Raw genomic sequence first — 17,363 nt, 5'->3', positions numbered from 1 at the left:
CAAGTGATCTTTCACCGACCGGGAGGGCGGTCATGGCCCTGCGCAAACACCGCCGGATGACGCTGGACGAATTTCTGGTTTGGGAGGATCGGCAGGACAGCCGCCATGAATTCCTTCAGGGCGAGATCGTGGCAATGGTCGGCGGGACGGTCGCGCACAACCAGATCGCCGGCAACGTCTATTCCGCTCTCCGGGCGGATCTGCGCGGCTCGCCCTGCCGCGTATTCCAGGAGACGATGCGCATCCGGGCCGACGAGTCGGTGTTCTATCCGGATGTCTTCGTCACCTGCGCCGCGCTGGACGACCGCGACCGGCTGGCGACCGAGCCGACGGTGATCGTCGAAGTGCTGTCGGACAGCACCTCCAGCTACGATCATACCACCAAGAGCGCCGCTTACCGCACCCTGCCCTCCCTGACCCAATATGTTCTGGTCCATCAGCGGGTGGCGGTGGTGGAAAGCTTCCGGCGCGCGGGGGACGGCTGGACACATGAACTGATTTCCGGGCGAGAGGGAGTGCTATCGATCCCGGCGCTTGAGGTGAGGCTGCCGCTGGCGGCGATCTATGAGGACACACGAGTGTCCTTCGACCTGATCATCCATGTGGGCGAGAACGACGATGCCTGAACGCGCCTTGTCCGCCGAGCGGCTGATTGAACTGCTGGGACTTCAGCCGCATCCGGAAGGCGGCTGCTACGTCGAGACCTACCGGGCGCCGGCGGATGGCGGACGCGGGGCCGTCACCGCGATCTACTTCCTGCTGCGGGCGGGCGAGCGGTCGCACTGGCACGCGGTGGATGCCGTGGAGATCTGGCTCTGGCATGGCGGAGCACCGCTGGAGCTGTCGGTCCATGAGGAAGGCGGTGCGGTCGAGCGCTGCCGGCTGGGGATGGACATCGAAGGCGGCGAGCGGCCGCAGGCGGTGGTTCCGGTCGGCGCCTGGCAGGCGGCGCGGAGCCTTGGCGGCTGGTCGCTCGTGAGTTGCACCGTGGCACCGGCCTTCGAGTTCGCCGGGTTCAGGATGGCGCCGGAGGGGTGGGAGCCGGGGGGCGTTTTGCCCCCTCCCTAACCCTCCCCCGCACTCGGTCGGCCATAGGCCGATCCGATCGCGGGAGAGGGGACTGCCGCCGCATTGCTAATCTACCCTCTCCCGCCAAAGGCGGGGGAGGGAGGGGGCACGACGCCCCTCCCCCGCTCAGTCCTCCGCGTACGGGTTCTTGCCCTTGCGCAGCAGCAACCGCACCGGCACGCCGGGCATGTCGAAGCTGTCGCGCAGGTGGGTGGTCAGGTAGCGCTGATAGCTTTCCGGCAGGTCGAGCGGCTTGTTCACGAACAGGGCGAAGGTCGGCGGGCGGGTCTTCACCTGGGTGACGTAGCGGATCTTGACCCGGCGGCCTTCCACCAGGGGCGGCGGATGGTGTTCCAGGACGCCTTCGATCCAGCGGTTCAGCTGCGCGGTCGGAATGCGGCGGTTCCAGACGGTGTAGGTCTCCAGCACCCCGTCCAGCAGCGTGTCGAGCTTGTGGCCCTTCAGCGCCGAAATGGTGACGACCTTCACGCCCTTGATGTAGCCGAGCGTCGCCTCCAGTTTGTCCTCGACCTGACGCAGCGCCATGGCGCGGTCGTCCACCGCGTCCCACTTGTTGATGGCGATCACCAGGGCGCGGCCCTCGGAGATCACCAGGCGCGCAATGGTCAGGTCCTGCTTGTCCAGGATGGCGCCGGCATCGACGACCAGGATGACGACATTCGCCATGCGGATGACGCGCAGGCTGTCCGCGACCGCCAATTTCTCGACCTTCTCGTCGACGCGGGCGCGGCGGCGCATGCCGGCGGTGTCGACCAGCTTGAACCTGCAGTCACGCCATTCCCAGTCGACGGCGATGGCATCGCGGGTCATGCCGGCCTCCGGGCCGGTCAGCACGCGTTCCTCGCCGAGCAGGCTGTTCAGCAGCGTGGACTTGCCGACGTTGGGACGGCCGACGATGGCGATCTGGATCGGCTTGCTGCGATCCTCCTCCGGCTCCGGCTGGTCGCCGATGGGGATGCTGGGATCGAAGCCGTCATCGGCCTCCTCCGCCTCTCCCCCGTCGTCGGGCGGGGCGTAGGGCAGCAGCGCCTCGACAAGGTCGGCCATGCCCTCGCCATGCTCGGCGGACAGCGGAATCGGATCGCCCAGGCCAAGTTCGTAGGACTCGAACATGCCGGGCTGGCTGGCCTTGCCCTCGGTCTTGTTGGCGACCAGCAGCACCGGGGTCTTGCCCCGGCGCAGCAGGTTGGCGAAATGGCGGTCCAGCGGCGTGATGCCGGCGCGGGCGTCGATGATGAACAGCGCGACGTCGGCGCGGGCGAGCGCCTGCTCGGTTTGGCGGCGCATGCGCGCCTCCAGGCTGTCGTCGGTCACGTCCTCCAGGCCGGCGGTATCGACCACCGTGAAGGACAGGCCGCCGACATGGGCCGGGGCCGAGCGCCAGTCACGGGTGACGCCCGGCGTATCGTCCACCAGGGCCAGCTTCTTGCCGGCCAGACGGTTGAAGAGAGTCGATTTGCCGACATTCGGCCGACCGACGAGGACCACGGTGAACGACATGGGGCCAAAGGCCTTTCACAACAGACGGAGGAAATCCGCGATCAGCGGAACGCGACAAGCGTTCCGTTGTCGCACAGCACATAAAGAGTGTTGTTGGCAACGATCGGAGACAAGTAGGAACCGGTGGGCAGCGACCGCGTCACCTCCACCTTGCCGTCCGAAGGCGACAGGCCCAGCAGCTGGCCGTTGGACCCGGCGACCCACAGGCGGTTGCCCGCCATCACCGGGCCGGACCAGACGATCGGGCCGGTCTTGTCCTCGGGATCCTTGAAGCGGGCGAGCGGCGCCACCCAGCGGACTTTGCCGTTCTGGCGCGCCACCGCGACGACCTCCTGGTCGTTGGTGACGGTGAACAGATAGTCGCCGGCCAGCCAGGGGGTGTTGACGCCGCCGATCTCCGTTTCCCAAATGCGGGCGCCGATGCGCTCGTCGATGGCGACCATGCGGCCGGAATGGCCGATAGCATAGACGGCACCGCGGTCGACCACCGGCAGGCCGCGGATATCGGCCAGATTGCTGAGCGCGCCGGTGCGGCGGATGGCGGCCAGGCTGTCCTGCCAGGCGACGCGGCCGTTTTCCGGGCGCAGCCCGAACAGCTCGCCCGAGGAATAGGGGGCGACGACCAGCGTGCCGGTGATGGCCGGGCTGGCGGCGCCGAGCAGTCCGGCGGTCTCCAGGATGCCCTGGTGCGACCATTGGACCGAACCGTCGTCCGTCGACAGCGCGATGGTCTGGTTGTCGAGCGTGATGACCATCACCCGGCCGCCGGCAACCGTCGGGGCGCCGCGAACCGGACCGGCAATGCGCTTGCGCCACAGAACCTTGCCGCTGCCGGCATCGAGCGACAGCACTTCCGCAAAGCCGGTGGCGGCATAGACGCGGCCATCGGCATAGGCGACGCCGCCGCCGGTGGCGCCGCCGCGCTCGTTCTCCGGCCGGGTGTCGACGCGCCACAGCGACTGGCCGCTGCGCTCGTTCAGGGCGGAGACGTGCGAATCGGCGTCCATGGCGAAGATGCGCCCGTCACCGATCACCGGCGTGCCGAGCAGTGCGCGCGAGCTGCTGGAACCGGAACCGATGTCGGCGCGCCATGCGTCGGACGGGTTGGCCGACAGGGCGAGATTGCCCAGCACATGGTCCGGCGTGCCGCCCGGCTGCGACCAGGCGGCGTTGGCGACCGCCGGCGGCACGGTGACGGCCACGGCGGCAAGCTGCGCGTCCGGTTCCACCTTGCGCTCGCGCTGCAGGACGGCGACGCGCTTGCCGGGCAGCGGCGGATCGGGGGTCTTGCCCATCCAGCTGTCCAGCGTGTCGCACCCACCGAGGAACACTGCGAGGAGCGACGCGGACAGCAGCGCTGCCCGGCGGATGCTGCGGGACCTGGTGCCCGCCGTCTTGCGGAGAATCGCCTGTTGGGTCGTCATGGCCTTGGGTCAGCCCTTGCCGTAGAGGGTGGCGAGATCGGCGGCGCGGCTGCGCACGCCCGACGGCGCCTGTTGGTCGTCCGCCAGCTGCTTGAAGAGCGTGCGGGCCTTTTCCGTGTCGCCGGCGCGCACCGCCAGCACCGCCGTCAGTTCGCGCGCCGTGAAGCGCCACGGGCTGCCGTCGGCGGTCAGCGGCTGCAGCTTCGCGGTCAGCTGCGCCGGGTCGCCGCCGTCCGTGCGCTGCATCACCGCCATCAGTGTGGCGAGGTCGCGGTATTCGGCAGGGACGGAGCCGTTGCCGGCGATGCCGTCATAGACGGTCGCGGCCTCCGCCGGCTTGCCCTGGCGGATCATCAGGGCCGCGGCATTGAATTGGGCGATGGCGGCAAGGCTGGGGTTGGCGGATCCGGCGAATGCGGCCAGAGCCTCCACTCCCTTCTCCGGCCCCTGGGCGCTCTGCGCGATGGCGGTGACCAGCGCGGCGGTCTGCTCTTCCTTCTTCTGCGCCTGCCAGTGGCGCCAAAAGCTGTAGCCGCCGGTGCCAGCGACGATCAGGACGACGGCGGCAATCATGGCGCCGCCATACTTCTTGAAAAGGTGCTCCGCGCGGTCCCGGCGCAGATCCTCGTCGACTTCGCGGAAAATATCGCTCATGGCGCTGCGGTGGCGTCCTTGCGGTGGCGGCTTCGCGCACGGCCCGGATGGCGGCGCGGGTCGAGCGGAGCCTTGCCGACCGGTTACCCGGACGGATGGCTCCGCAAGATCAAGAGGGGCGGATAGCATCGGGCAACCCGTCGGGTCAAGAGCCTCCCTCTCCCGCAAGGGTGAGAAGACTTGAACGCCGAAAGAAATACGGGCCGCGGAGGCGATCCCCCGCGGCCCGGTTCTGCAGCCCGTATTGTTGCCCGGATCGGCCGAAGCCGTCCGATTCCTTAAGCCGACCCTATTCCTACGCCGACATGGCGGCGGCGGCGATGACCGCCTGGGTCCGGTTCTTGACGCCCAGCGACTTGAAGATCGCAGTGACGTGGATCTTCACGGTCCCTTCCGACAGACCCAGTTCATAGGCGATCTGCTTGTTCGACTTGCCGAGGCGCAGGCATTCCAGAACTTCGCGCTGGCGCTGGGTCAGGCCGTAACCGGCGCTGCGGTCGGCGACCTCCACCGTGCGGCGGCGCGGCGCGGCTTCCATGCTGGCGGTGAGCGCGCCCGGCGGCAGGTAGATGCCGCCCGAGAACACGAGGTTCAGGGCGCCCATCATGACCTTCACGCTGCTCGACTTCGGGATATAGCCGGTCGCGCCATGGTCGAGCGCGCCGCGGATATCGCCCAGCGCTTCCGATGCGGAGATCACCACCACCGGCACGCCCGGCTGCAGCGCCTGGATTTCGCGCAGTCCGTCGAAACCCGGCCAGTTCGGCATATGCAGGTCCATCAGGATGATGTCGAAGGTGCCGCCTGCGCGGCACTGGTCCAGCACCTCGTCGAAGGTCCCGGCCTCGACGAAGCTGGCATCGCCCTGCAACTGCTCGAGCAACCGCCGCAGGCCTTCACGGAACAGCAGATGGTCATCCCCGATCAGAATCTTCATGGTCCCCGTCATCCTCGCTCGCCGGCCCCGGCCCGACCGATGATGGCCGGCTCACGCCTGGGCTGTTGTCGTTTTTGTCCGATGCGCCCCCGCGGCACCCGGATCACCCCATTCACTCCACGTCGACGACTTGGTGGTCGATCGTTCATGCGGCCTCTTACCGGTGTCGGCCGGAAGGCCGTCTGCCGTTGTTGGCTTGTTTTCGCTGTGTTGGGTATCTGATACCACGATCGGAAGAGCCTCTGTATCCGGACAAGGGCCATAGGTCATTGGAGGCTGCTACCCCCGTTCGAGGGGCCATAGGTCATGGCAGGCCAAAGCAACGCTTCCGACGAAAGTCATAGATTCTGCTGCGGATGCGAATGTCGTTATCGCGCAGGCTCATTGGATTCACTTGTCCCTATTGGGATTATTCGAAATGAGACCTGTTGTCTCCATTAGCGACGGGAATTTTTCTGGAACCTTGCCATCTTTGTGGCGTTCGTGTGTCAGGCGATCGGTTAACACCGATTCGGCTGCGCAAGAGAGGAGGGAAAACCGTAACCAAACCGAACGGATAGTCCTGAAGGATGCCTGTACCAACGCGCATTCCCGTGTGACCCGGCCAGCACACATCATTCCATAGGTGTTACCGTTTCGAAACCTGAGGCGACCAACAAGGAGACGAAAAGCGATCTTGGCTGATCATCCATCGCCTGATTTACGCGGAGCTCAGTTCATTTCTAAATCACGCGGTGCGATCAGGATTTCCCTCCCGGGAATGACCGTCGGACTGCGGACAACGCAGAAATACTTGGCAGGGAAATTTCCCATAACCGCTTTGATCTTGACCGAAGACGTGCCTGGGCCAACCGGCCGGACTCCGTTTCAACCCTTAGACGCAGGCGGCGACGCCCCGAGCCGGGCCGGCCGTGGATGCCTCCTCCAGACAGAGCTGACCCATGCACACACACCATGAGTACGCCCATGAGAAAGCATCTCACCAGACCCGCAACGCGGTGACTCCCATGCATGTCTGCCTGATCCTCGACAACAACGCGCTGACCGAGAACGTGGTGCAGCAGCTCGACCGCGGCGGACGCCACCGCGTGACGGTTCTGCACGACATCGGGGAGTTGACCCAGAGCGCGCTGACGCCGGATGCGATCCTGATCGGCCTGCAGCAGTTCACCGCGCTTCGCGAGAACGAACCGATGGTCTATCTCCGGCTGTCCCGCCGGTCCCGGATCGTCGTGGTGCTGTCCTCGCGCGAGTTGCTGGACGCCGCCCATATCCTGGCCTTTGCCGATGCCTGGGTGTTCGAGGATCTGAACGTCGACCGCATCAACGAACTTCTGGATCTCGGTCTGGAAGGGCATTGCCTGATGCCCAAGCAGTTCCTGTCGCGGCTGGGTGTGGACGAAATCCGCCTGACGCTGCTGCCGCGACTGTCGGACCCGGAGTTCGAGACCCTACGCCTGCTGGGCGAAGGCATGAACAACCGGACCATCGCCAACGCGCTAGACCTGTCGGAGGCGGTGATCAAGTCGATGGTGCGCAGCGTGCTGTCGAAGCTGCACTTCCGCAACCGCACGGAAGCCGGCGTCTTCGCCGCACGCCAGCAGGGCGCCCTGGAGCAGGCGCGGTCCGGCATGACCCCGCCGCACATGCACGCCACGGCAACCCGGCGCGCCGGGGTCTGAGCCCCGGCCTCGCCGTTCGGGACCGCCCCCCGGGTGACCGGTCCGGCGGCCCATGCCCTACCGCTCAGCCAGCCGGAGTTCAGGCAGCCAGGCGCCGGCCCGCCATCGCTTCCTCGAAGCGGTCGAAGCGGGCGTCGAAGGACTGCCGGTCGATCTCGGCGAGCCGGAAGCGGACACGCACCACCCCCTCCTCGCGGGTGAAGGCCTCGAAGGGCAGCGCCACGCCCAGGCTGTCGAACAGCAGCGTGCCGCGGCTGCCGACGGCGTCGGCCTCGCCCAGCGCGGCGCCGTGGCGGGAGATGTCGAGCAGCCGCACGGTCAGCCGGCCTTCCGGCGCCTCGACCGTGCAGGGGGCATCGACCCGGTAACGCGGCAGGCTGCGGCGGTCGACATCCTCCGTCGCCGTGCGCACCGCCCGAACCAGCACATGCATCAACTCGTCGATGCTGTGGGTGACCTCCGATGCGCCGGCCCGCAGCAGGTCGGCGCGCTCCTCCGTCACCTTGGCCTCGCGCGACACCTCGTCGATGCGGGTCGACACGTCGGTGGCGGCGCTGGCCGTCTGGCCGACATTGCGCGAGATTTCCTGGGTCGCGGCCGCCTGCTGTTCGACCGCCGCGGCAACGGTGCCGGAGATGGAGTCGATCTCGCCGATGGTGCGGCTGATGCTGCGCACCTCCTCCACGCTGCGGGCGGTCACGGACTGAATCTCCGTGATCAGGCGCGAGATCTCCTCGGTGGAGCGCGAAGTCTGGTTGGCCAGATTCTTCACCTCGTTGGCGACGACGGCGAAACCCTTGCCCGCTTCCCCTGCCCGCGCCGCCTCGATGGTCGCGTTCAGCGCCAGCAGGTTGGTCTGGGCGGCGATCCCCTGGATCAGTTCCGCCACGTCGCCGATGCGGCCGACGGCGGAGGACAGCGATTCGATGGTGCTTTCGGTCTGGTCGCTGGCGGCCACGGCGGCACGGGTGACGCTGGCGGCATGGCCGACCTGGGTCCCGATTTCCTCGATCGAGACCGTCAGCTGCGCCGCGGCCGATGCGACCGCCTGGGCGTTGCTGAGCGCCTGCGCCGCGGCGGCGGCGACATTCTGTGCGTTGGAGCCGACCAACCCGGCCGAATTCGCCATGGCGCCGGCGTTGCGGTCCATCTCCTGGGTGCGGGCGGCGACCCGCTCGACCGCACCGCGGCTTTCCTGCTCCACCGTATCGGCCATCGACTGGAGGGCCTTGCGCTTCTGCGCCTCACCCTGGATCCGCTGATGCTCCTGCTCGGCGCGCAGCCGCTCCGCCTCGGCCATGCCTTCGCGGAAGACCAGGACGGAGCGCGACATCGCGCCGATCTCGTCCAGCCGCTTTGCACCCGCCACTTCGGCGGTCAGATCCCCGGAGGACAGCGCCGTCATCACCTGGCTGAGCTGGCCCAGCGGACGCAGCAGCCCCCGCGACACCAGATAGCCCGGCACCGCCAGCACGACGGCGCACAGCACGACCAGCATCGTCGCGAAGCGCATGCTGTCGTCGAAGGTCTTGAACACCTCCGCCTTCTTGATGCCGACATAGAGGATGCCGACCGGTTTGCCGGCCTTGTCCTTGATCGGGTCGTAGGCGGCGTAATACGGCTCGCCCAGGATATCGACCATGCCGCGGAAGGGGGCGCCCTGGCGCAACACCGACTCGTAAGCGGGACCCTGGGCCAGCGTGGTGCCGACAGCGCGGGTGCCGTCGGCATTCATCACGTTGGTGGCGATTCGGCGGTTGCCCAGGAACAGGGTGGCAGTGCCCCCGGTGATGCGCTTGATCTTGTCGACCACGACGTTGTTGTCGTTCATGACGACACCGTCGAGCAGCAGCTTGCCGTCGGCGACGGTGAAGGCACCGCCGCGCTCGTTCAGCGACGACCAGGCGATGTCCATGCTGAGGCGTTGCATCTCGATCGCTTGCCGTTCCAGGTCACGGACGATCACCTGCCCGATCGCGAACAGGATCGCCGTGCTGAGGATCAACATGCCGAAGAGGTTCAACACCGTGACTTTCGTGGAAATCGAAAGCCGGCCGACAAAGGCGCGCAGGGCATCCATGAGTGCCATCCACCAGAAAACAGTTTGCAAGTGCGAGTTCACAGTCGCGCGCACTATGCCATCCTGGTTTAGACTGCATTCATTTAAAATACATACGAGCCCTGCGACCACTTGTCGCGATATTCACAACGAACTCTTGCAACCCGAAAGAGTTTCTTTTGGACGCATAGGGTTTTCGAATCTGTCGTCGTCAGAACAGACGCGCTCCATCCGGCACCGCGTGGTCAGGACCCACCAGCACCACCGCACCCTCGGCATCGGGCTGCCCCAGGCACAGCACCTCGCTGGTGAAGGGACCGATACGTTTGGGCGGGAAATTCACCACGGCCAGCACTTGGCGGCCGACCAGCGCATCGGCAGCGTAATGGCTGGTGATTTGCGCGGAACTGCGCTTGGGCCCGATGTCGCCGCCGAAATCGATGGTCAGCTTGTAGGCGGGCTTGCGCGCCTCAGGGAAGGGATCGACCGCAAGGATGGTGCCGACGCGGATGTCGACCTTGGCGAAATCGTCGTAGGTGATGGTCATGGCTGTCCCGATCCGGTTGAGTAGGGCGCCAAGGTAGCGCGCCTGCCCCGATCTCGGAACCCGGAAGCGGGAATCAGCAAGCTTGCGGCCGGAAATGGAAAGGGGCCGCCGATGGCGACCCCTCTTCGCAGAACCCGGCTCTTCGCAGATCCTGGCGGACCGGAGGCTGGATCAGCCCTTCGTCTTGGCGATGGCGGCCTTGACCTCGTCCAGGCTGTCCGACACGCGCTTGGTCAGGATCTCGGCGGCCTCGGTGTTCGACTTGGCGATCATCTCGCTCAGTTCGCGGATGTTGGCCAGCGACTTCTCGAAGGCGACCTTGACCAGATCGGCCTGCTTGGCGGCCTTCTCTTCCGGCGTGCCGGCGGCGGTCAGCTCACCGACGGCGCGGTTCACGTCCTCGGTCACGGTGCGGAGCACTTCGGCCTGACGGCGGACGATGGCCTGGAAGCCTTCATAGGCCAGCTGGTTGGCGGCGGTCACCGCCTCGATGTTCTTACGCTGGCTGGCGATGATGGTCTCGATATCGACGCCCGGAACCTTGAGGTCGCCGATCAGCTTGGACGGATCGAATTCGAGGAAGGGGTTACCGCTCATCTTGGCCATGTTTCTCATCCCAGCATCAGTGTTTGCTGCCCGCATCGGAATACGGGCATGTTGCGACGCAACATTGATTGGCCGACTATGCAGAGTGCCGAAAAGTTAGTCAATGCGGTTTTTGCGCCGCAGCATAACCTTGGCGGGTAAAAATGCCGCATTGCCCTACCCTCCGCACGACCAACATAGTCTAAACCGTTGATGCCATGGAATCCGGCCCGGTTCTCCGGCCAAGCGGCCCCCGGCGGCCGGTCCAGCGGCAGAACGTCGCGCCCCATCGTTCCGCCCCGCGCAACGCATTGTCGAGTGCCGCCATGGTGCGCGACAGGTCGGCAGTGTCGTCGTTCAGGAAGACCCGCATCACCCGCGCATGCACGGTGCCGAGACCGGCGACGAGGGCTGCCCCGCCACGCTGGTCGGGATCGATCCCCGCGGCGCGCAGCATCCAGGCCATGGAGCGGCCAAAGGCGCAGGAAAATGCAAGAGCGGTCGCCGGATCGGCCGGCAGGTCGCGCACCACGGCACGCAGGCCTTCCCGGAAAGGACGCAGTGCGTCGAAGCGGCGCATCATCACGTCGAACAGCCGGTCGCGCGCCGGTTCGGTCGGATCGGCGGCGACGTCCCCCGCCAGCACCGTGGCGTCGGCGACCCGCGACACCGCCGCCAGCACGTCGGCGCGCCCGCGATAGCGGTGGTGGAACCGGGACAGCGGTATGCCGGCGGCATGCGCAACCTCCAGCAGCCCGACGCGGCGCCACCCCTTCTCGGCGGCCAGCCTCATCGCTGCCGCGGCCACGGTGCGATCGAGAGAGTCCGGGTCGGTAGGATCGGAGCGGAAGCTGTTGTCTTCAGGCTTGTCGGACGACATGTCGGACATGGCACCACCTCCAGGCGACAGGGATCGCGTCATAAGGTGGTGCGCGGACGGGCAAACGTCACCCGTCCCCCGAAATCGTCACGCCTTGCGCACGGTCTCCACCCGTCCGCCGGTCATGCTGACCAGATCGGCAGGCGTCAGGCGGAACACGGCGTTCGGCGTGCCTGCGGCGGCCCAGATGGTTTCCAGCCGCAGCAGGTCGTCGTCGATCAGCACCAGCGGCGGTACGGCATGGCCGATGGGGGGAACGCCACCGATGGCGAAGCCGGTCGACTCCCGGACGAACTCCGGGTCGGCGCGCTCGATCTTCTCGCCGATCAGCCGGCCGACCGCCTTCTCGTCCACCCGGTTGGTGCCGCTGGCGACGACCAGGACCGGGCGCCCGGTCTCCTTGGTGCGGAAGATCAGAGACTTGGCGATCTGCGCCACCTCGCAGCCGACGGAGTTCGCGGCGTCCTCCGAGGTGCGGGTGCTGCCTTCATGCTCGATCACGCGATGGCCGAGGCCGATGCTGTCAAGCAGGGCCTGGACACGGGCGGCGGAGGGGCTGAGCGCGGTCGCCATGTCCGCCTCCCGTCAACCGGCCAGTTCGCGCGACCGCCGGGTGGCGGCGGCGATGGCAGCGGTCATCACCGGCTGCATTCCTTCAGGCGCCATCAGCACATCGAGGGCGGCCTGGGTGGTGCCGTTGGGGCTGGTCACCGCCTTGCGCAGGTCGGCCGCCTCCTGCGGCGATGCGTCGAGCAGGGCGCCGGCGCCCGACACGGTGGCGCGGGCCAACCGCATCGCCAGATCGGCCGGCAGCCCGGCAGCCTCGCCGGCCTTGGCCATCGCCTCGACCATGAAGAAGACATAGGCAGGGCCGCTGCCGGACACGGCGGTGACCGGATCCAGCAGACCTTCATCCTCGACCCAGGCGACATCGCCGACGGCGCGCAGCAGCCGGTCGGACAGATCGCGCTGGTCTGCGCTGACACGGGCGTTGGGAACGGCGACGGTCATGCCGCGGCCGATCGCGGCCGGCGTGTTGGGCATGGAGCGGACGACGACCGCCCCCTCTCCCAGCAGCCGTTCGAAATAGGCGATGGTCTTGCCGGCGGCGATCGACAGGAAGACGGTGCCGGGACGGACCAGCGCCCGGTAGGCCGGCAGCGCCTCTTCCATCACCTGCGGCTTGACCGCCAGCACCACGACATCGGGAACGAATCCGTCGGGCAGCGCGTCCGCGCCGGACGCCGGCGAGACGCGCGCGTCACCGGCAAGCCGTTCCGGCAGACCGGCCCGGTCGACCACCACGACGCGCGAAGCGGTTCCGGCGGCAAGCCAGCCGTCCAGCATCGCCCCGCCCATCTTCCCGCAACCGACCAGCAGCAGCGACGCACCGTTATCCGCCGTCATGACCCCGTCGTTCCCCCTGTTCATGCCAATGCTCGGGCTTACGCTTCGCCCATGGTGTCGAGAATGGCGGCGGACACCGCCTCCGGCGCGGATTTGCCGCCCCAGATCACGAACTGGAAGGCCGGGTAGAAGCGCTCGCACTCCGACAGGGCGATTTCCACCAGATCCTCCAGCTGTTCCACCGCGGCACCGCGCGACCCGCGCAGCAGCATGGTCTGGCGGAACATCGGCGTATGCTCCTCCGAGCAGACGTCGAAATGGCCCAGCCACATGCGGCCGTTCACCTCTGCCAGCAGTTCGGCGACGGCGGTGCGGCGGGCAGCCTGGACCTTCATGTCGAACTGGCAGGAGAACTGCATCGCGCTGACATCGGGCTGCCAGACGAAATAGAGCCGGTAATCGCACCAGCGGCCGCCGATCTCGACGACGAGTTCGTCCTCGGTGGCGCGGTCGAAGGGCCACTCGTTGGCGGTTACGATCTCCTCGACCACGTCGAGCGGGTTGTGGGCGGGAGTGGTGGTTTCGACGGCTACTGCCGACATGTCAGCGTCCTCCTGTGAAGGCGCAATGGGCGGTACCGTTCACCCGGACCAGAAGACGCGCCTGTCTAATTGCGCGGGTCCGGGCCAATACCCCGAAGGTGATGAAAAGATGAGCATCGGCACGCGGCGTCCGCCCACATCGGCACCCGGTCAGCGTTCCGACCGGCCGACGTTCGGGTCGTCAACCGGCCAAGACCCGGCCAAGCCGCCGATGGCGACACAAGCCGGAACGATGACGTGAGGGGCGCCGGGTGTTGCGGCTGCGCAGATGCTCAGGACGCGGTAGGCCCTGTGCCGGTGATATCCGCGGCAGGCTTGGGCGCCGCTGGGGCCGCCGCCGGCGTCACCGGATCGGTGTCGACCACCGCCGGAACGCCGGCCGGCTCGACCACGACCGGCAGCGGGGCATGCCCGGCGGTCAGCGTCGCGACGGTGGCCTCCAGCGCGGCAAGCCGCTCGGCCATCGCCTCCTGCTCCTCACGGGCCTTGGCGGCCATGGCGCGGACGGCCTCGTATTCCTCGCGGCTGACCACGTCCATCCGCGACAGAACACGTTCGAGCTGAGCGCGCAGCTGACCTTCGGCCTCTTCGCGCAAGGACGAGAAGGCGCCGAGAGCGCCACCCGCCACACGGGCGAGATCGTCCAAAATCCTATTGTCCACCTGCATCGGCTCTGACTTCCGGTTACCGTTCGTTCATTATGGACGCCGCGCGCCGCGACTTCAACGCCCTTGGCCCATCACACGCATACCACGGCGCGCAGCCGTGGCATGCGGCGGACCTCACGGCCGGACCGCGGGGTCGGCCGGGGACGCCGCATTGAAGCGGTCACGCAGGGCCTTCAGGTCCAGAGTCTGGGTCGGTGCGTCCCAGGGGCCGGCGATGCGCAGGGTCAGCGGCGGCAGGTCGCCGTCGGCCTTCACCTTAAGGGTCAACCCCAAATCCACCCGCTCGTCGGGCAGCGAGACCGTACCGGCCAGCGTGCCGTCGGCGGGAGCGGTGGCCAGGCGGGCGTCGTCGGCGCGAATCACCCCCTGCTCGATGGCGAAGCGGATGTCCAGCCGTTCCAGCCTGGTCTCCCCGCCCTGCAGGGCACCGGCGACGGCACCGAGCACCTCCTGCGTGCGCTCAACCCCGGCCAGCCGGCTGCGCAGAGCGGCGAGATCGACCCCACGCAGCACGCCACCCGACGCCACCGCCCGGCCGCGGCCGGCCAGGCTGCGCACGAGCGCGTCGCCATGGCCGCTGCCGGAGACGGTCATGTCCAGATCCACGGCGCCGCCGCCGAGCCCCAGCCCGCCGAAGCCGGACAGCGCGGTCCCGAAATCGGCCTTGATGACGGTGATGTCGGCGTCAAGCTTCGGCTCCTGCCCCGGTACGGCGGCGACACGGCCGCTGACACCGATCTGGCCGCCCTGCCATTCGCCGTCCAGCTGCTCCAGGGTCGCGGTTCCGCCGGAGAGCGTCGCCCGCAGCGCCGGCTGCACGATGCGCTGCCCGCCCAGCGTCAGCGACGTGGAGGTCAGGGCGAGGCGGCCGTCCGCCGATTGCATCCAGTCGAGATCCGCCAGCGGATCGGCAGGGGCGACGGCAGCCGGATCGCCGGCGGATGCCCCCGCATTGCGGCCGGCACCATCGCCCACCAGCGGCGCGTTGCGCAGCCGGTCGAGGTCGAGGTCGCCGGTCTGCAGGTCGGCCTGGAAGGCGGGCCGCGCCGGCTTGCGGTCGAGGACCAGCTTGCCGCGCACCGGCACACCGGCGACCAGCCCCTGGAGGTTGTTCAGCACCGGGGATGTCGCGCTCCCCGTCAGTTCGCCATAAAGGTCCAGCGGACCGAGGGCGCGGGCCAGCCCGCGGTCGGCGAACAGCGCCGCGACGCGCCCCATCTCCGGATGGGTCAAACGCAGCTTCAGGTCGGCGCTGGGCGTGCGGTCGAGCCCCAGGACGGCACCGCCGGCTTCCAGCGTGCCGCCCAGCATGCCGGCGGATGCCTCGACTGCCAGCCGCTCCCCGTCGCCGGCCAGCCGGGCCTTGGCACTGACCGAGCCCAGCCGTTCCGGCGCCGGCAAACCGGACGGCCAGGCAACGGCGCTGGGCAGCCCGCCGAGCGATTTGGCCTCCGCCGCCAGGGCGAGGTTCACGCCGCGCAACGGCATCAGGCTGGCGACCTGCCCGTCCACGCGCGCCGTCAGCCCCGCGATGTTGTCCACCTTGGCTTCGCGCACAGTCAGCGCGCCGGACGCGACCGTCGCATCGAGATGAAGCCCCTGGACCGGCAAGCCGCCCACGGTCAACTGCCCGATCCGCAGGTCGAGGTTGGCGTCGGCAAGGCCGAGAAGCCGCTGCGGCATCGGCGCCGAGCCGGTGGAGCCGGCCCGCGGTCCGAGGGCGCGTGGCGCTGCCGGCTGGGCCGAGTTTGGTGTGGCCGGCTGGGCCGGCAGGGGTTCGGCCGGCAGATAGCCGTCCAGGTAAAGGCGGTCGAGTTCGAGGCGGGCGCCGAAGGCGGGACGGCCGCGGTCGACATAGGCGACCGCACCGCTCAGCCGGCTGCTGTCGAAGCGGAAATCGATTCCCGACATCTCGAAGCGGTCGGCATGGCCTTGCAGCCGGGCGGCCAGGGAAGCGCGGCGCAGCCGGTCGGCGGGAACGGACCGGACATCCAGCTTCGCCCACTCCAGCAGGGCGCGCAGGTTGTCGGCATTCGCCTCCATCCGCATGTCGAGCGTCGGCAGGCCACCCGGCGTGGTCACCTCTCCCGCCGCGACGAAGTCCGACCCGCCGGGCAGCAGGGCGCTGATACGGTCGATGTTCAGCCGGCCGTCGGTCAGGCTCGCCTCGACCCGGCCCTGACGCACCACCCCGCCATTGTAGCTCATGGCATCGACGGCCACGTCCAGCTTGGCCTCCACCCCGATCGGCAGGGCGAAGGACAGGCCCGACTGCCTGGCGCCGCCGGCCGCGGGGTTTGCCGGAGCCGTGGTGGCGGAACCGCCGGCCGTGCCCCCCTGCCCGCTCCGCGCCAGCCAGGAATCCAGGTCAAGCCGATTGACGGCGAGCGTGAGTTCGGTGCGCGGCGCCTCGCGCTTGGCGGGGTCGCCGGCCCGCAGGGTGGCATTTCCGGTGGCCCGGGTGTCGCCCAGCTGGGCTTCCAGGCTGGAGAAGGTCGCGAGGCTGGTCCCCGCCTCCACCGTCGCACGCAGGTTGAAGGGCTGGGCCAGCGCCGCAGGCCGGCGCGCGTCCACCAGCTTGGCGAAGTCGCTGCCCTCGGCGCGGAGGTCGCCCTGCACCTTCGATCCGCCGCCGCCGGTCAGGATGCCGGCGAAGCGGAGGGTCGCGTCGGTATGGGGCATCGACAGGGTCGCCCGTACCGGGACCGCCGCACCTTCGGTGAAGCGGCCGGCGGTCGCCTCGCCATGAAGGGGCAGGCCGCGGAAACGGAAATCGCCCTGGATCTGGAAGGGACCGTTCAGGCTGCCGGCGGCGATGCGGGCGCTCAGCCCCTCCACCGTCTCGGTCCGGCCATTGCGGTCGTCGCGGTAGATCACGGTGCCGTTGTCGATCAGCACCTGATCGAAGCTGACGGCGGACACCAGCCCTTCGGCGGCGCCCAGCCCGTCGCCGGGCCTGCTGCCGGTGGTGGACAGGTCCCAATTGATCCGGCCGTCCATCAGGACTTCCACCACGAAGGTCGGTTCGACCAGCGTGATGCTCTCCACCTGGATGCGGCCGCTCAGCAGGGGGCCGAGCGCGACGCGGGCATCCAGCTTCTTCAACCGCACCATGTCGGGCTCGGCTGCACCGGAAGCGTTGGCGAGCCGGGCGTCGCGCACCGTCAGCGCCGGCGACGGCAGCAGGGTGAAGCCGACGTCGCCCCGCAACTCCACCCGGCGCCCGGTCGCTTGCGATACACGCTCGGCGATGGTGCCCTTGTAGGCGTTCCAATCGATCAGGCTCGGCGCTGCCAACAGGATGCCGGCCAGAACCACCAGTCCGGCCAGTGCAGCGATCAGGATCTTCTTCACCGGGTGTCCGCCTTCCCTGCGCCGGCCTTATCCTC

At 68.3% G+C, this 17,363-nt stretch carries 16 protein-coding genes; 3 read left to right on the top strand and 13 right to left on the bottom strand.

Annotated elements, in window-relative coordinates; all coding sequences use genetic code 11:
• Positions 1-32: 32 nt before the first annotated feature.
• Positions 33-626 carry a Uma2 family endonuclease gene (locus ACWPKK_RS05050; protein WP_324871373.1) on the top strand — a complete coding sequence of 198 codons (594 nt, stop codon included), beginning with the start codon at positions 33-35 and terminating at the stop codon, positions 624-626.
• Entirely contained in the window at positions 619-1,068 is a 450-nt protein-coding gene (locus ACWPKK_RS05045; RefSeq protein ID WP_452001474.1) for a cupin domain-containing protein, read from the top strand. The genes ACWPKK_RS05050 and ACWPKK_RS05045 overlap by 8 nt, the downstream gene beginning before the upstream one ends.
• 126 nt (positions 1,069-1,194) lie before the next feature.
• On the opposite strand, the gene der is transcribed toward ACWPKK_RS05045, so the two are convergent.
• The 4 genes from der to ACWPKK_RS05025 all read right to left on the bottom strand — a co-directional run bounded on the left by der (position 1,195) and on the right by ACWPKK_RS05025 (position 5,604).
• Positions 1,195-2,589, bottom strand: a complete 1,395-nt coding sequence (gene der / locus ACWPKK_RS05040) for a ribosome biogenesis GTPase Der (RefSeq protein ID WP_452001472.1) — start codon at positions 2,587-2,589, stop codon at positions 1,195-1,197.
• A gap of 41 nt (positions 2,590-2,630) precedes the next feature.
• On the bottom strand, positions 2,631-4,013 hold the full coding sequence (locus ACWPKK_RS05035) for an outer membrane protein assembly factor BamB family protein (protein ID WP_452001471.1): 1,383 nt from the start codon (positions 4,011-4,013) through the stop codon (positions 2,631-2,633).
• A gap of 9 nt (positions 4,014-4,022) precedes the next feature.
• On the bottom strand, positions 4,023-4,667 hold the full coding sequence (locus ACWPKK_RS05030) for a DUF2659 family protein (protein ID WP_452001469.1): 645 nt from the start codon (positions 4,665-4,667) through the stop codon (positions 4,023-4,025).
• 295 nt (positions 4,668-4,962) lie between these two features.
• Positions 4,963-5,604, bottom strand: a complete 642-nt coding sequence (locus ACWPKK_RS05025) for a response regulator transcription factor (RefSeq protein WP_324871368.1) — start codon at positions 5,602-5,604, stop codon at positions 4,963-4,965.
• 941 nt (positions 5,605-6,545) lie between these two features.
• On the opposite strand from ACWPKK_RS05025, the gene ACWPKK_RS05020 reads away from it, so the two are divergent.
• Positions 6,546-7,286 carry a response regulator transcription factor gene (locus tag ACWPKK_RS05020; RefSeq protein WP_452001467.1) on the top strand — a complete coding sequence of 247 codons (741 nt, stop codon included), beginning with the start codon at positions 6,546-6,548 and terminating at the stop codon, positions 7,284-7,286.
• A 79-nt stretch (positions 7,287-7,365) separates the two neighbouring features.
• Here the strand turns inward: ACWPKK_RS05020 and ACWPKK_RS05015 are convergent, their stop codons facing one another.
• The 9 genes from ACWPKK_RS05015 to ACWPKK_RS04975 all read right to left on the bottom strand — a co-directional run bounded on the left by ACWPKK_RS05015 (position 7,366) and on the right by ACWPKK_RS04975 (position 17,328).
• Positions 7,366-9,366 (bottom strand): methyl-accepting chemotaxis protein, encoded by a 2,001-nt coding sequence (locus ACWPKK_RS05015; protein ID WP_452001465.1) that lies wholly within the window; start codon positions 9,364-9,366, stop codon positions 7,366-7,368.
• A 190-nt stretch (positions 9,367-9,556) separates the two neighbouring features.
• Positions 9,557-9,892 (bottom strand): tRNA-binding protein, encoded by a 336-nt coding sequence (locus ACWPKK_RS05010; protein WP_452001463.1) that lies wholly within the window; start codon positions 9,890-9,892, stop codon positions 9,557-9,559.
• A 171-nt stretch (positions 9,893-10,063) separates the two neighbouring features.
• Positions 10,064-10,498 (bottom strand): phasin family protein, encoded by a 435-nt coding sequence (locus ACWPKK_RS05005; protein ID WP_149223471.1) that lies wholly within the window; start codon positions 10,496-10,498, stop codon positions 10,064-10,066.
• 181 nt (positions 10,499-10,679) lie between these two features.
• The gene (locus ACWPKK_RS05000; protein WP_324871364.1) at positions 10,680-11,366 is read right to left on the bottom strand and encodes a TetR family transcriptional regulator; all 687 of its coding nucleotides are present in this window, start codon (positions 11,364-11,366) and stop codon (positions 10,680-10,682) included.
• Between the two features lie 78 nt (positions 11,367-11,444).
• Positions 11,445-11,930: a YbaK/EbsC family protein gene (locus ACWPKK_RS04995; RefSeq protein ID WP_452001461.1), complete on the bottom strand. Its 486-nt coding sequence runs from the start codon at positions 11,928-11,930 to the stop codon at positions 11,445-11,447.
• A gap of 12 nt (positions 11,931-11,942) precedes the next feature.
• Positions 11,943-12,764, bottom strand: a complete 822-nt coding sequence (gene proC, locus ACWPKK_RS04990) for a pyrroline-5-carboxylate reductase (RefSeq protein ID WP_452001459.1) — start codon at positions 12,762-12,764, stop codon at positions 11,943-11,945.
• A gap of 38 nt (positions 12,765-12,802) precedes the next feature.
• A complete protein-coding gene (locus ACWPKK_RS04985) occupies positions 12,803-13,306 on the bottom strand; it encodes a type III secretion system chaperone family protein (RefSeq protein WP_149223467.1) in 504 nt (167 codons plus the stop codon).
• Positions 13,307-13,578: 272 nt separating this feature from the next.
• Positions 13,579-13,974 carry an accessory factor UbiK family protein gene (locus ACWPKK_RS04980; protein WP_452001457.1) on the bottom strand — a complete coding sequence of 132 codons (396 nt, stop codon included), beginning with the start codon at positions 13,972-13,974 and terminating at the stop codon, positions 13,579-13,581.
• 114 nt (positions 13,975-14,088) lie between these two features.
• Positions 14,089-17,328: an AsmA family protein gene (locus ACWPKK_RS04975; protein WP_452001455.1), complete on the bottom strand. Its 3,240-nt coding sequence runs from the start codon at positions 17,326-17,328 to the stop codon at positions 14,089-14,091.
• Positions 17,329-17,363 lie beyond the last annotated feature (35 nt).

The sequence above is a fragment of the Azospirillum largimobile genome (assembly GCF_977007025.2).
This window is presented reverse-complemented; position numbering and strand designations above follow the sequence as displayed.